Source organism: Actinoplanes sp. 13 (assembly GCF_056134165.1).
Genome location: NZ_JBVYOQ010000018.1, coordinates 115256 through 129389, shown reverse-complemented (window position 1 = coordinate 129389; position 14134 = coordinate 115256). Strand labels below are relative to the sequence as shown.

The window sequence follows — 14134 nt, the reverse complement described above, 5'->3', positions numbered from 1 at the left end:
TGCGGTTTTTCCAGCCGATCACGATCCGCGGGCCGACCGCGGCGACCGGCGCGCATGGCTTCACCGGTGGTCCGCCTCTTCTCCGCGGGGTCATCTCCGGTCCTCGCCTGCGCGCGCGGCTGCCTCCGGCCGCCCGACAACCCCGCTGCGGGGCCGTTGAAGGCCCGGCGCGAGAAAGTGGCCGAGGGTGTCAGAGAAGAAGCAGGAATACGGTGCCGAGTCGATCACCGTGCTCGAAGGCCTCGAAGCGGTCCGCAAGCGCCCCGGTATGTACATCGGCTCGACCGGTGAGCGAGGTCTGCACCACCTGATCTGGGAGGTTGTGGACAACGCCGTCGACGAGGCGATGGCCGGTTACTGCGACACCATCGACGTGGTCCTGCTCGCCGACGGCGGGGTCTCGGTCACCGACAACGGCCGTGGGTTCCCGGTCGACCTGCACCCGCAGCTGAAGAAGCCCGGTGTCGAGGTCGCGCTGACCGTGCTGCACGCGGGCGGCAAGTTCGACAACCAGGCCTACAAGGTCTCCGGTGGTCTGCACGGCGTCGGCGTCTCGGTGGTGAACGCGCTCTCCACCCGGATGGCCGTGAAGATCCACAAATCCGGCTTCGTGTGGCGGCAGAAGTACGACTACTCCAAGCCCTCCGAGCTGATCAAGGGCGAGCCCACCGAGACGACCGGCTCGACCGTCCAGTTCTGGCCGGACCCGGCGATCTTCGAGACCGTCGACTTCGACTTCCAGACGATCTACCGCCGGCTCCAGGAGATGGCCTTCCTGAACCGCGGCCTGACCATCAACTTCACCGATGAGCGGCCGGACCAGCTCGACGAGAACGGTGAGGTCCGCAAGATCTCCTTCATGTACGCGGGCGGCATCGCCGACTTCGTGCGGCACCTGAACGCGACCAAGAGCGGCATCCACAAGACGGTGATCGAGTTCGGCGCCGACGCCCCCGAGGAGGGGATGGCCGTCGAGATCGCGATGCAGTGGAACGAGTCGTACGGCGAGTCGGTCTACACCTTCGCGAACCGCATCAACACGCACGAGGGCGGCACCCACGAGGAGGGCTTCCGCGCCGCGCTGACCAGCATCGTCAACCGGTACGGCGTCGAGAAGAAGTTCCTCAAGGCCGACCAGAAGCTGTCCGGCGAGGACATCCGCGAGGGCCTCGCCGCGATCATCTCGGTGACCCTGGCGAACCCGCAGTTCGAGGGCCAGACCAAGACCAAGCTCGGCAACACCGACATGAAGAGCTTCGTGCAGAAGGTCTGCAACGAGCAGCTCGCCGACTGGTTCGACCGGAACCCGGCGGACGCCAAGCTGATCATCACGAAGGCCGATCAGGCGGCCCGCGCCCGGATCGCCGCGCAGCAGGCCCGCAAGCTGGCCCGGCGCAAGTCGCTGCTGGAGTCCGGCTCGATGCCGGGCAAGCTGGCCGACTGCCAGTCCACCGACCCGCGCGAGACCGAGCTGTTCATCGTCGAGGGCGACTCGGCCGGCGGCTCCGCCAAGAGCGGCCGGGAGAGCCGGATCCAGGCGATCCTGCCGATCCGCGGCAAGATCCTCAACGTGGAGAAGGCCCGGATCGACCGGGTGCTGAAGAACAACGAGGTCCAGGCGCTGATCACGGCGATGGGTACCGGCATCCACGACGAGTTCGACATCTCGAAGCTTCGCTATCACAAGATCATCCTGATGGCCGACGCCGACGTGGACGGTCAGCACATCCAGACGCTGCTGCTCACTCTGCTGTTCCGCTTCATGCGGCCGATGGTCGAGCAGGGGCACGTCTATCTCGCCGCGCCGCCGCTCTACAAGATCAAGTGGAACAAGCGGGGGGACGACGCGCAGTACGCGTACTCCGACCGCGAGCGGGACGGCCTGATCGCGCTGCGCCAGCAGAAGAAGGCGAACGCCAAGCCGGACGACATCCAGCGGTTCAAGGGTCTCGGTGAGATGAACTTCCAGGAGCTGTGGGACACCACGATGAACCCGGAGACCCGGACGCTGCGCCAGGTCACCCTGGACGACGCCGCGGTCGCGGACGAGCTGTTCAGCGTCCTGATGGGCGAGGACGTGGAGGCGCGGCGGTCGTTCATCCAGCGCAACGCCAAGGACGTGCGCTTCCTGGACATCTGAGTCGGCACACGCCGTATCCACAGCGTGCGCCTCATATCCACAACGTTATCCACAGCAGTATGTGAGCTTTGGCCGTACTTGTCTGGTTTTCACCTTGAGTAAGGGTTAACAGTGACTGACACTCCCGAGCCCCCGGACGCCGACGACATCCCCGACGACACCGGCGGTGGTGTGAGCCAGCGGGTCGAGCCGGTCGGCCTCGAGGTCGAGATGCAGCGCTCGTACCTCGACTACGCGATGAGCGTCATCGTGGGCCGTGCGCTGCCCGACGTCCGTGACGGCTTGAAGCCCGTGCACCGCAAGATCCTCTATGCGATGTACGACGCCGGGTTCCGCCCGGACCGGGGCTACGTCAAGTGCGCGCGCGTGGTCGGCGACGTGATGGGCAACTACCACCCGCACGGCGACTCGTCGATCTACGACGCCCTGGTCCGGATGGGGCAGCCGTGGTCGCTGCGCTACCCGCTGATCGACGGCAACGGCAACTTCGGCTCGCCGGGTAACGACCCGCCGGCCGCGATGCGCTACACCGAGTCGAAGCTCTCGCCGCTCGCCATGGAGATGCTGCGGGACATCGACGAGGACACCGTCGAGATGCAGGACAACTACGACGGGCGGACCAAGGAGCCGACGATCCTGCCGGCACGGTTCCCGAACCTGCTGGTCAACGGCTCCGAAGGCATCGCGGTCGGGATGGCGACCAAGATCCCGCCGCACAACCTGCGGGAGATCGCCGCGGCCGTCCAGTGGTGCCTGGACAACCCGGAGGTGGACGAGGCGACCACCCTCGAGGCGCTGCTGGAGATCGTCAAGGGGCCCGACTTCCCGACCAAGGGCCTGATCGTCGGGCAGACGGCGATCACCGAGGCGTACCGGACCGGCCGTGGATCGATCCGGATGCGCGCGGTGGTCGAGGTCGAGGAGGACCCGCGCGGGCGGCCCTGCCTCGTGGTGACCGAGCTGCCGTACCAGGTGAACCCGGACAACCTCGCCGAGCGGATCGCCGAGCTGGTCAAGGAGAGCAAGCTTACCGGTATCGCCGACATCCGCGACGAGTCGTCCGGTCGTACCGGCCTGCGCCTGATCCTGGTGTTGAAGCGCGACGCGGTCGCCAAGGTGGTGCTGAACAACCTCTACAAGCACACCCAGCTGCAGGAGACGTTCGGCGCGAACATGCTGGCGCTGGTGGACGGCGTGCCGCGTACCCTGAACCTGGCCCAGTTCCTGCGCTACTACGTCGAGCACCAGATCGAGGTCATCCGCCGGCGGACCGCGTTCCGGCTGCGCAAGGCCGAGGAGCGGGCGCACATCCTGCGCGGTCTGGGCAAGGCCCTGGACCAGCTCGACGAGGTCATCGCGTTGATCCGGCGCTCGCCCACGGTGGAGGACTCGCGCCAGGGCCTGATGCAGCTGCTCGACGTGGACGAGATCCAGGCGACCGCGATCCTCGACATGCAGCTGCGCCGTCTGGCCGCCCTGGAGCGGCAGCGGATCGTCGACGAGCTGACCCGGATCGAGATCGAGATCGCGGACCTCAAGGACATCCTCGCGAAGCCGGAGCGGCAGCGACTGATCGTCTCGGAGGAATTGAACGAGATCGTCCAGAAGTTCGGTGATGAGCGGCGTACGCAGATCATCCCGTTTGACGGTGAAGTGTCCATGGAGGACCTCATCGCCCGGGAAGACGTTGTGGTGACGATCACACGAACTGGTTACGCCAAGCGCACCAAGGTCGACCTGTACCGGTCGCAGCGGCGCGGTGGCAAGGGCGTGAGCGGCGCAACGCTGCGTCAGGACGACATCGTTTCGCACTTCTTCGTCATCTCGACCCACGACTGGATGCTGTTCTTCACGAACAAGGGCCGGGTCTACCGCGCCAAGGCGTACGAGCTGCCTGAAGCGGCCCGGGTGGCGAAGGGCCAGCACGTCGCCAACCTGCTGGCGTTCCAGCCGGACGAGCACATCGCCCAGGTCATCCAGATCCCGAATTACCAGGTCGCGCCCCACCTTGTGCTCGCCACCAAGAATGGGCTCGTGAAGAAGACGCGCCTGGAGGAGTTTGACTCCAACCGCAGCGGTGGCATCATCGCCATCAACCTGCGGGAGGATGACGAATTGGTGGGCGCCGCGCTGGTGGCTTCGGAGGACGACCTGTTGCTGGTCTCCAAGAAAGCCCAGGCGATCCGGTTCAACGCCACGGACGACGCGCTGCGTCCGATGGGGCGTGCGACCTCCGGTGTGATCGGCATGCGCTTCGGTGACAACGACGAGCTCCTCGCGATGGAAGTGGTCCGCGAGGGCATGGATGTGTTGGTCGCCACCAACGGTGGGTATGCGAAGCGCACGCCGATCGAGGAGTATCCGGTGCAGGGCCGGGGCGGCAAGGGGGTGCTGACCGCCAAGATCACGGAGCGTCGTGGTGGACTTGTCGGCGCTCTGGTGATCAGCCCGGAGGATGAACTGTTTGCCATCACCAGCAATGGTGGTGTCATCCGGACTCCCGTGAAGCCTGTACGGCGCACACGGGATCGGAACACAATGGGGGTCAAGCTGATGGACCTCCCAGAAGGTGTAACCATCGTGGCGCTTGCTCGCAATGCCGACGAGCCTGACGAACAGGACTAGTTGATGCCGGAGACACAGGCGAAGTCGGGGGGCCCGGGAACCTCAGCGACTCCGGACGATGCGGCCAAGAAAGACGGCGCCGCATCGAACGGACGCGAGACCTCAGGGCGCGCCGCTGTCCCCGCCGATTCCCCGTCGTCCCCGCCGAAGTTCACCCGCGCACCGGGCATGCCCGCCCCGCCGAGTGAGCCGCCGGCCGGCGGCGACGGTGCCGGGGAGACCAAGCGTCCGGGTGGTCCGTCGGTGGTGAAGGGCTCGGCCGCCGTGCCGGTCGTCACCAAGGGAAAGGGCGCGGCGCCGGGGACACCCGCCGCCCGCCCGGGCGGCGGGACGCCGCCGCCACCGGCGAACCCGAACACACCGCCACGGCCGGCGAGCGCCGCGGCACCGACGGGGCAGTCCCCGGCGGCGGCCAAACAGCGAACCGGCTCCACGCCCGCCAGCGGCGCAGCCGCGGTGGGCGCCGCCCGCGTCTCCGAGGCCGTCCGGTCGGCCCGCTCGACGGTCACCTCGGCCGCCGCGCGGGGCCCGCGCCGGGCCCGGCTCAACCTCAAACGGATCGACCCCTGGTCCGTGATGAAGTTCGCGTTCGCCGTGTCGATCGTGCTCTTCATCGTCGTCGTCGTCGCGACGTCCGTGCTCTACCTCGCCCTCGACACGATGGGCGTCTGGAGCTCGGTCAACACCAGCCTCCAGGACCTGGTGACCGCGAGCGGCGGCTCCGAGGGCACCTCCAGCACCCCGTTCCAGGTCACCGCCTGGGGCGTGATCGGCACGTCGATGCTGATCGGTGCGGTCAACGTGGTTCTGTTCACCGCGCTGGCCACCCTGGGCGCCTTCATCTACAACGTTTGCGCCGACCTGGTCGGCGGTATCGAGCTCACTCTCGCCGAGCGGGACTGACCGATTCGCATCGGGTTGCGAGCCACCCCCGCTTTGGAGGCTCGCGACCCGATGCGGTAACGTTCTCTTCGCAGTTGAGGGGCTATAGCTCAGTCGGTTAGAGCGCAGAGCTGATAACTCTGAGGTCGCTGGTTCGATTCCAGCTAGCCCCACGAGCTGGTGGCTGGTCCGTGTCCGCAAAAACCGCGGACCTGGACCAGCTCGTCATGCTTTCTCCGGAGGCCGAGCCCCCGGAGGCCCCGCGATCCATCGGGTTGCGGTGGGCGGCCTGCTTGCGCTCCTCAATGGGGGACTCGATGCTGAAGAAGCTTTTCGTTGTTGCCGCTGTGGTGGGCGCTGCCGCGCTGGTCGTGAAGAGGGTCAAGGCGTCCAGCGACGAGCGTGCGCTGTGGCACGAGGCGACCACCGCTCCCGACCTCCGCTGAGGCGGTTCTGGGGGCCCTAGCTCAACTGGCAGAGCACCGCCTTTGCAAGGCGGGGGTTAGGGGTTCAAGTCCCCTGGGCTCCACCATTGCCGCCTCTGAGCAGGCGGCACGACCTTCTCCGGGCGCACTTGCCCGCAGCGGCCGATTTCAGTAACTCGCCGACGATCCCGGCGCGCTCCGTCGACCACGCCGGCAACATCGGCCTCGCGCCGGCAACCCATCGCGGCCATGCGAGTTCGCTCCGACGTGGGCTGGTCTACCTCGATCCGGGCATGAGTTCCCGGACCTCTTGCGCGCAGCGGCAACCGACGGCAATCTTGGCAGCCCACGCCACCGCCTCCTCGCGTGAGGCCACGTCGACGACCGAGAACCCGCCGATGACCTCCTTGGTCTCCGGGTAAGGGCCGTGGGTGACCACCCCGTCCGTGGCCACGACGCTCGCCCTCTGCCTTTCGAGTCCGGCGCCGAACACCCACACGCCGGCGTCCACGGCCTCCTGGACCACCGCCTGCGAGGCCTTGGCCACGTCGGCCCAGTCCTCGTCCGGGATGTGGTCCATCGCGCCGTCGTTGAACGAGATCAAGTACCGGGTCATCCCGTAACTCCCTTGTCCGGCGGCCTCCTTCGACCGCCTCTCGCCTGTTCTACGAACGACTCGGCCCGGATTCGACGCTATGCCGGAAGGAGTCTCCACGGGATTCCGTCGCTCGCAAACGTCACGTCGCCGCTGTTCGCGGAATCATTGTTGCCCTGAGCTCGCCGACACTACGGTGACCTGGCATCCACCTCACGGCGAGTGTCTACTCTGATCGGCTGGACGGGCCGGGTGGTTGTCGGCGAACACGAGTGGCTCGGGCCGATGGTGCCGGCCTGCGGGAACGGCCAGGATCGAGCACGTGAAGGTCGTGCGGTGCTTCGTCGGAAGCTGGGTCTCGCGGATCTATCTGGCGCGCTGGTGAACGCGGCGATCCTGAACGGTCTCCACCGTCTTCGACGCCGCCGAACGGCAGTCGTCCTCAACGTGCCGGCGCAGCAGAGCGAATATCATCGGAGCTGATCTCTCGGCGACGGCAACCTGCGGATCGCATGCACCCGGGGGATCACGTCCGGCAACCCGCGGTTCTGCGCGATGAACCACGAACTGCGTCGTCCCGTACGGGACGTCCAGAGCCGCAAATATTTGATCTACTGACTCGGTGAATCGCCGCACCGCCCTTCTGGTCCTTACCGTCGCCGGGCTGGCCGGGTGTTCCGGGCCCAGCGAAGCCGTGCCGGCGCCGAGCACCGCCCCGGAGGCGGGGGACTACCTGTGGCCGCTGGGCGAGGCCGGGCTGGCCAGCGGGTTCTGCTTCACCCTGGTGCAGGGCCTGAAGACGCACGAGGTGATCGAACGGCTCGGCGGCGAGGAGCTGGAGCGGGTCGAGTGGCTGCGCCTGGTGGCCGCCGGTGACGGTGAGCGGGCCGGGGCGGCGCGGTACTTCATCGGGGTGGCCCGGGTCGGCGACTGGTCCGTGATCGTGGAGGACAACGGGTCGCTGGGGGTCACTCAGCGGCTCGTGAGCCCGCTCTCGGCCGACGGCCGGGTCCTTTCCTATCGGGGCGACGCCGAGGGCGCAGGGCGGCTGCTGGTGCTGCGCGACGGCGATCTCGAGCTGGACTTCGACTCCCGCGAGCCGGGCCGGTGGGGTGGCGTGCGGCCGGGGGACCACATCCCGGCGATGCGGTCGGCCGGTCTGGTCGGCGGGACGACAGTGACGCAACCCACGGGACCGGCTCTGGCGTTCCTCGCCGAGCAGACCGGCGTCGCACTGACCCGCGAATTGCTCACCGGATTGACGTACCTGCTGGTCACCGTTCCGGAAGCGTAGGTGCGCATATGCCCGTTCTTCAGTGTGGGTTGTCATCCACAGAGGAATGACTCGATCTGCGCGACACAGGTACGGCGGCTAGCCTGCGACTCGTGAGCGAACGAAAACGGGCGGCCGCCGTGATCGTGCGGGACGGCCGTGTGCTGATGGTGCACGAGCGCAGCCGGCGGTCCGGTGGCGGTGAGTGGTGGACACTGCCGGGCGGCGGTTTGCGCCCGGGCGAGACCGCTGAGGAGGCGGTGCGGCGTGAGGTCTTCGAGGAGACCGGTCTCGTGGTCAGTGCCACCCGATATGTGCTGGAGATGCCGTACCCGTCGGGGATGACCTCGGTCTTCGCGGTGACGGTGGCGGACGGTGAGCCCCGTGCCGGTCAGGACGACGGGTTCGGGCCGGAGCCGCTGGGGGTGGACTGGCTGCCGGTTCCGGAGCTGCCGATCGAGACCAACGGCGTGCCGGTGCCGCCGCTGATGGTGGTGTTGCCGACGCTGGGATCGGACGGGGCCGCGCAAGGGGACGTGCTGCCGCGGCACCGGCCCGGTGACGGTGACGACGGCGACAGCGGTGACGCGGAGCGTTGAGCGGCAGGCCGGTCAGGCCGTCGGGGCCGAGTCGGTCACCGGGGGAAGCGTGACCGCGGCGTCCGCCGGAGCCGAGGTCTGGGCCGGGGCCGGTGCAGTCACGGCGGAAGTCGGGGTCGCCGCCGCGGAGACACTGCGGCGCCGTTCCACCACGAAGTACGCGCAGGAGACCGCATATCCGGCGGCCAGCAGCAGCCCGAGCACCTGCACGGTCGGGGACACGAACGGCGTGATCGCGGCCGCGCACACCGACCAGCACGCGAGCAGCACGGTGTTGACGGTGTCCGGCCGGCCCCACCCCGCCGACGACCGGCGCCGCGCCTGCCGCTGGATCTCGGTGACGAGCGCATGCGCCATCACGGTCGCCAGGAGACCGAGCAGCAGGGTCGCAAAGACCGAGTGGTGACCGCCGCCGACGGCGACCAGCGCCGTGGCACCGGTCAGGAGTGCGAGACCGCTGACGGTCCCGACGCGTGCTCTCCGACGATCCTCCACAGAATCAGACGATCGGCATGATCGCCGTGAAGCTGAGGATCTGGCGGGGTGGCCGGGGCCGAATCAAAGGTCGGACCGGCCGTCAGACGAGCTGGTTGATGCGCACCATGTTGCCGGCCGGGTCGCGGAACGCGCAATCGCGGATCCCGTACGGCTGGTCGGCGGGCTCCTGGACGACCTCGGCGCCACTCGCCTGGAGCCGGTCGAAGGTGTCCTCCAGGTTCGTGGCGCCCAGCACGATGGAGGCGTAGCTGCCCTTCGCCATGAGCTCGGCGATGGTCCGGCGCTCGCTGTCGGTGATGCCGGGGTCAGCGGCTGGCGGGTGCAGCACGATCGAGGTCTGCGGCTGGTCCGCCGGCCCGACGGTGATCCAGCGCATGGTGCCGTAACCCACGTCGGCGCGGACCTCGAAACCGAGCGCGTCGCGGTAGAAGGCCAGGGACTTGTCGGGGTCGTCGGCGGGTAGGAACGCTGAGTGAATCGTCACGGTCATAGCGACGATGCTAGGTCCGGGCGGGACGCGCCCACTTCTCGATTCCTGACCGGTCGCATGACCTGTTTGGCGACGCACCCGGGGATCCCGGCGCCGTCGCCGGCGGCGATTCTGCGGTAGGTGCTCGGGGAGATGCCGACCAGCTCGGAGAAGCGGGTGCTGAACGTGCCCAGCGACGAGCAGCCGACCGCGAAGCAGACCTCGGTCACCGATAGGTCGCCGCGGCGCAGCAGCGTCATCGCGCGTTCGATGCGGCGGGTCATCAGATAGCTGTACGGCGATTCGCCGAAGACGGCGCGGAACCTGCGGCTCAGGTGACCGGCCGAGAGGTGCACGCTGCGCGCGAGCGCTTCCACGTCCAGCGGCTCGGCGTAGTCCCGGTCGATCCGGTCCCGGACGCGTCGCAGCAGGACGAGCTCACGCAGATGCGGGTCGCTCGGGCCGCTCACGCCCACAGCTTAGGCCGTATTCCGTCAAGGGGGCAGGAGCGAGGTGAGGCCCGGCCTGGCCGGGGTGCGACGATGGCGGACATGATGGGAAGCCTCGAGACTGAATCCGCTCAGTCCCGCCTCGATCTGCTCGCCCCGCCGGTTGCCAAGGCGCTGGCGGTCTGGCCGGCTGACGCGCCGATCGACGCCGACCAGGTCCTGGTGGCCCCGATCGATCCCGGTCTCGCCGACACCGCGGCGTTCTGCGAGGCGTACGGGGTGGCGCCGGCCGAATCGGCGAACTGCGTGATCGTGGCCGGCAGCCGTGGCGGCGTCACCAGGTACGCCGCCTGCATCGTCCTCGCCACCACCCGCGCCGACGTCAACGGCGTGGTCCGGCGGCACCTGGACGTTCGCAAGGCGAGCTTCGCCCCGATGGACGACGCGGTGTCGCTGACCGGAATGGAGTACGGCGGCATCACCCCGATCGGGCTACCCGCGGACTGGCCGATCCTGGTCGACTCGCGGGTGGTCGCCGCCCCGCACGTGATCATCGGCTCCGGTGTCCGGCAGAGCAAGATCGCCATTCCGGGACCGGCTCTGGGTGCTCTGCCCGGCGCCCGGGTCATCGAAGGTCTTGCGCGCGAGACGTCCTGACGTTCGTCGATGTTGTTCCACGTGAAACAACATCGACAACGGTCACATTCCTGCCTCGACCGCCTCCCGGCGAGCAATCTCGTCGAGTGCGGCGAGCAGTGTGGCCGGCTCCTGGGCGCCCTGGATCGCGTACTTCCCATCGATCACGAACGTCGGCACGCTGGTGATGCCGAGCTCGCGGGCCTCGTTCACGTCAGTGTGCACCGCACTGGTGCCCGCCTCCGACCGCAGGTGCGCCAGGGCCGCCGTCGCGTCCAACCCGATCGATCCGGCTACCCCGGCCAGTGCCGTCAGCGAACCGATGTCGACGCCGTCGGTGAAGTGCGCCCGCTGGATCGCGTCCAGCATCTCGCCCTGCCGGTCCCATGTCGCCGCCCACGCGATCAACCGGTGCGCCGCGAACGTGTTCGCGGCGATCGCCCGGTCGAAGTCGAGCGTGAGCCCGTCATCCGCGGCGACGGCGGTCACCTGCGCCAGCATCTGCTCGGCGCGTTCCCGTCCGCCCGCCTTGGCGGCCAGCGCCTGCATGATCGGCAGCGGCTCGGGCACCGGGGTGGGATCGAGCTGATAGGCCCGATAGGTCACGGTCGCCGTGCCGTCGAAGGCCTCCAGTGCCTTCTCCAGGCGCCGCTTGCCGAGGTAACACCATGGGCAGACGACGTCGGACCAGACCTGGATGTCCACGTCACTCCGCATGGGATGCGGCCGACTGCTCGGCGACCTGTCGCTTCAGGCGCCCCAGAATCGCCGTGCCACCCCGCACCCGCAGCGGGCTGATCGCCTGCGCCAGCCCCATCCGGGAATAAAGATCATCTGGTACGGCCAGGATCTCGGCGGCGCTCGCCCCGGCGAGGCCCTCCGCCAGGATGCCCGCGAACGCCCGCGTGGTCGGCGCCTCCGGCGGGCAGTCGAACTGGGTCACCACGGTCCCGTCCGCCTGCACGACAGCTTTCAGGAAGAACTGCGTCTGGCACTCCGGGACCTGCTCCATGCCCTCGTGGCCGGCCAGGTCGGCCGGCAGCGGCGGCACCGCGTCCGCGAACTCCAGCAACATCTCCAGCACCACGTCACGCGGTGCGGAGGCGAACTCCTCGACGATCTCGGCAAGCTTCGGCGGCATGTCACTCACGGCTCGACCCTACGTCGCCGCTCTCGCCGCCGTCCGTCATGGTCGCACCCGGAAACTCGGCGCGATTTCGTACGAGGGCCCGGCGATCCTGACCCGCGGCCCTGCCGACGTCGGGACTACAGCGCGCCGGAGCGGCCGAGGCCGCCGAACGTCACACCCGCGGCAAGGATCAGGCGGCAGCGGACGTGGGAAGCAGGGCCACGTCGCTGAGGCTGAGGAAGCCGACCACCTTGCGGTCGGCGTCACAGACCAGCAGGCGGCGGACGCCCCGACTGCGCATCGCCTGCACCGACTCCTCGACGGTGGCGCTCTGCTCGATCATGATCAGCTCGCGGCTGGCGATCGAGCCGAGCATCGTGGCCGTCGGCGACAGGCCCTCGGCCAGCGCCCGGACCACGATGTCGCGATCGGTCACGAGACCGGCCATGGTCGGGCCCCGGGTCACCACCACGTCACCGATGCCCTGGTCCCGCATGACCTGGGCGGCCTCGTCCAGGGGAGTGTCCTCGGGCAGGTAGACGACCCGCCTCGTCATCGCATCCGCGACCAGTCTGACCATGTTCTCGTTGCCCTTCCGTCGCGTAGTGCCATGGTTACCCGAGCTCCGCCGCGATTACACCCGCGATGTCCACAAGGGGCACTTCGTTCCTCCTTCCGGTGCGGCGTTCACGCAATTCCGCGTACCCCTCCGGGAGACGGCGGCCGACCACGACGCACCGTGGGATGCCGATCAGCTCGGCGTCGGTGAACTTGACGCCGGCCGAGATGTTCGGCCGGTCGTCGACGAGCACCCGGACGCCCGCCCTGGCCAAAGTGTTCGCCAGCGTGAGCGCCGCCTCGACCTGGCCGTCCCGGCCGGCCGCGACGATGTGCACGTCGGCCGGGGCCACGGAGTCCGGCCAGAGCAGCCCGCGCTCGTCACGGTGCTGCTCGGCGATCGCGGCGACCGCTCGCGACACCCCGATGCCGTAACTGCCCATCGTCGGGCGCACCGGCTTGCCGTCCTGGCCCAGCACGTCGAGCTTGAAGGCGTCGGTGTATCGCCGGCCGAGCTGGAAGATGTGCCCGATCTCGATGCCGCGGCGCATGGTCAGCGAGCCGGCGCCGCAGGCCGGGCAGGTGTCCCCGGCTCGCACCTCGGCGGCCTCGATCGTGCCGTCGGGGGTGAAGTCGCGCCCGGCGACCACGTTGGTGGCGTGCCGGCCGAGCTCGTTCGCGCCGGTCAGCCACGCCGTGCCGGGCGCCACCCGCGGATCGGCCCGATAACGGATCTTGATGCCCTGCGGTCCGAGGTAACCCTTCACCAGGTCGGGCCGGGACGCGAAGTCGTCGAACAGGGTGGCCGTCGCCGGGGCGAGCACCGCGTTCAGCCGCTTGAGGTCGACCTCGCGGTCGCCGGGCACGCCGATCGCGAGCAACTCGTCCGCGCGGCCCGGGTGGTGCACGGTCACCACGACGTTCTTCAGGGTGTCGGCGGCGGTCCAGTCGGTGCGCCCCGCGAGGGCCCGCTCGTTGGCGAAGTCGACCAGCGAGGCGATCGTCGGCGTGCCCGGGGTGTCGTGTGTCTCCAGTGGCGGCGCGTCGCCGGCCGGAATCGGCGGAACGGGTGTGACGACCGCCTCCGTGTTCGCCGCGTAGTCGCAGGATGTGCAGCCGACGAAGGTGTCCTCGCCGACCTCGGCGGCGGCCAGGAACTCCTCGGAGGCGGAGCCGCCCATCGCCCCGGACACCGCCGACACGATCGTGTGCTCGAGGCCGAGCCGCCGGAAGATCCGCTGGTAGGCGGCGCGCATCCGCCCGTAGGCCTCGGCGAGGCCGTCGTCGCCCAGGTCGAAGGAGTACGCGTCCTTCATCAGGAACTCACGGCCGCGCAGCAGGCCGCCACGCGGGCGGGCCTCGTCGCGGAACTTGGTCTGGACCTGGAACAGCAGCAGCGGGAAGTCCCGGTAGGAGCCGGTCATGTCCTGCACGAGCAGGGTGAACATCTCCTCGTGCGTGGGCGCCAGGAGGTGCTCGGCGCCGCGCCGGTCGGTCAGCGTGAAGATGTCGTCGCCGTACTCCGTCCAGCGGCCGCTCGCCTCGTAGGGCTCGCGCGGCAGCAGCGCCGGGAAGGAGACCTCCTGGCCGCCGGCAGCCGCCATCTCCGCCCGGATCACGTCGGTGACCCGGTCGAGCACCAGCTTGCCGAGCGGCAGCCAGGTGTAACCGCCCGGCGCGGCACGGCGGACGAAGCCGGCGCGCAACAGGAGCCGATGGCTGGGCACCTCTGCGTCCGCCGGCTCCTCGCGCAGGGTCTTGAGCAGCAGGTTGGACATCCGAAGCAACACGACGACGAGCCTAGGGACCCGGTACGACGAAAAGCATCCGGTTATCCCCCGTGTCACCGCCCGTCC

15 protein-coding genes and 2 tRNA genes are annotated in these 14134 nt (G+C 68.9%); 9 read left to right on the top strand and 8 right to left on the bottom strand.

Annotation, left to right across the window (positions count from 1 at the left end):
• Nucleotides 1-187: 187 nt before the first annotated feature.
• The 6 genes from gyrB (at nucleotide 188) to AC0NH5_RS29135 (ending at nucleotide 6179) form a co-directional block, all read left to right on the top strand.
• Nucleotides 188-2140 carry a DNA topoisomerase (ATP-hydrolyzing) subunit B gene (gene gyrB / locus AC0NH5_RS29160; protein ID WP_474409857.1) on the top strand — a complete coding sequence of 651 codons (1953 nt, stop codon included), beginning with the start codon at nucleotides 188-190 and terminating at the stop codon, nucleotides 2138-2140.
• Between the two features lie 111 nt (nucleotides 2141-2251).
• Complete coding sequence (gene gyrA, locus AC0NH5_RS29155) at nucleotides 2252-4765, top strand: DNA gyrase subunit A (RefSeq protein WP_474409856.1); 2514 nt, start codon at nucleotides 2252-2254, stop codon at nucleotides 4763-4765.
• A 3-nt stretch (nucleotides 4766-4768) separates the two neighbouring features.
• Nucleotides 4769-5668, top strand: a complete 900-nt coding sequence (locus AC0NH5_RS29150; RefSeq protein ID WP_474409854.1) for a DUF3566 domain-containing protein — start codon at nucleotides 4769-4771, stop codon at nucleotides 5666-5668.
• 78 nt (nucleotides 5669-5746) lie between these two features.
• A tRNA-Ile gene (locus AC0NH5_RS29145) sits at nucleotides 5747-5820 on the top strand.
• 144 nt (nucleotides 5821-5964) lie between these two features.
• Nucleotides 5965-6093, top strand: coding sequence for a DLW-39 family protein (locus AC0NH5_RS29140; protein ID WP_474409852.1), 129 nt, complete (start codon nucleotides 5965-5967; stop codon nucleotides 6091-6093).
• A gap of 10 nt (nucleotides 6094-6103) precedes the next feature.
• Nucleotides 6104-6179 (top strand) — tRNA-Ala (locus AC0NH5_RS29135).
• Nucleotides 6180-6349: 170 nt separating this feature from the next.
• Here the strand turns inward: AC0NH5_RS29135 and AC0NH5_RS29130 are convergent.
• Nucleotides 6350-6688 (bottom strand): YciI family protein, encoded by a 339-nt coding sequence (locus AC0NH5_RS29130; RefSeq protein ID WP_474409851.1) that lies wholly within the window; start codon nucleotides 6686-6688, stop codon nucleotides 6350-6352.
• Nucleotides 6689-7289: 601 nt separating this feature from the next.
• Here AC0NH5_RS29130 and AC0NH5_RS29125 point away from each other — a divergent pair.
• Complete coding sequence (locus AC0NH5_RS29125) at nucleotides 7290-7961, top strand: DUF6461 domain-containing protein (protein WP_474409850.1); 672 nt, start codon at nucleotides 7290-7292, stop codon at nucleotides 7959-7961.
• A 92-nt stretch (nucleotides 7962-8053) separates the two neighbouring features.
• Nucleotides 8054-8539, top strand: coding sequence for an NUDIX domain-containing protein (locus tag AC0NH5_RS29120; RefSeq protein WP_474409848.1), 486 nt, complete (start codon nucleotides 8054-8056; stop codon nucleotides 8537-8539).
• Nucleotides 8540-8551: 12 nt separating this feature from the next.
• Here the strand turns inward: AC0NH5_RS29120 and AC0NH5_RS29115 are convergent, their stop codons facing one another.
• From AC0NH5_RS29115 to AC0NH5_RS29105, 3 genes are all read right to left on the bottom strand, one after another.
• Nucleotides 8552-9034, bottom strand: coding sequence for a hypothetical protein (locus tag AC0NH5_RS29115; RefSeq protein WP_474409846.1), 483 nt, complete (start codon nucleotides 9032-9034; stop codon nucleotides 8552-8554).
• An 82-nt stretch (nucleotides 9035-9116) separates the two neighbouring features.
• A complete protein-coding gene (locus AC0NH5_RS29110) occupies nucleotides 9117-9527 on the bottom strand; it encodes a VOC family protein (RefSeq protein WP_474409845.1) in 411 nt (136 codons plus the stop codon).
• Nucleotides 9524-9976 (bottom strand): helix-turn-helix transcriptional regulator, encoded by a 453-nt coding sequence (locus AC0NH5_RS29105; protein WP_474409844.1) that lies wholly within the window; start codon nucleotides 9974-9976, stop codon nucleotides 9524-9526. The genes AC0NH5_RS29110 and AC0NH5_RS29105 overlap by 4 nt, the downstream gene beginning before the upstream one ends.
• An 84-nt stretch (nucleotides 9977-10060) precedes the next feature.
• Here AC0NH5_RS29105 and AC0NH5_RS29100 point away from each other — a divergent pair, with 84 nt between their 5' ends.
• Nucleotides 10061-10612, top strand: coding sequence for a YbaK/EbsC family protein (locus AC0NH5_RS29100; RefSeq protein WP_474409917.1), 552 nt, complete (start codon nucleotides 10061-10063; stop codon nucleotides 10610-10612).
• A gap of 42 nt (nucleotides 10613-10654) precedes the next feature.
• Here AC0NH5_RS29100 and AC0NH5_RS29095 read toward each other — a convergent pair whose 3' ends face one another.
• From AC0NH5_RS29095 to AC0NH5_RS29080, 4 genes are all read right to left on the bottom strand, one after another.
• The gene (locus AC0NH5_RS29095; protein WP_474409916.1) at nucleotides 10655-11296 is read right to left on the bottom strand and encodes a DsbA family oxidoreductase; all 642 of its coding nucleotides are present in this window, start codon (nucleotides 11294-11296) and stop codon (nucleotides 10655-10657) included.
• A 1-nt stretch (nucleotide 11297) separates the two neighbouring features.
• On the bottom strand, nucleotides 11298-11741 hold the full coding sequence (locus tag AC0NH5_RS29090; protein WP_474409843.1) for a SufE family protein: 444 nt from the start codon (nucleotides 11739-11741) through the stop codon (nucleotides 11298-11300).
• Nucleotides 11742-11910: 169 nt separating this feature from the next.
• Nucleotides 11911-12300 (bottom strand): CBS domain-containing protein, encoded by a 390-nt coding sequence (locus tag AC0NH5_RS29085; protein ID WP_474409841.1) that lies wholly within the window; start codon nucleotides 12298-12300, stop codon nucleotides 11911-11913.
• Between the two features lie 34 nt (nucleotides 12301-12334).
• Nucleotides 12335-14068, bottom strand: a complete 1734-nt coding sequence (locus tag AC0NH5_RS29080; RefSeq protein WP_474409840.1) for a proline--tRNA ligase — start codon at nucleotides 14066-14068, stop codon at nucleotides 12335-12337.
• Between the last annotated feature and the right edge of the window lie 66 nt (nucleotides 14069-14134).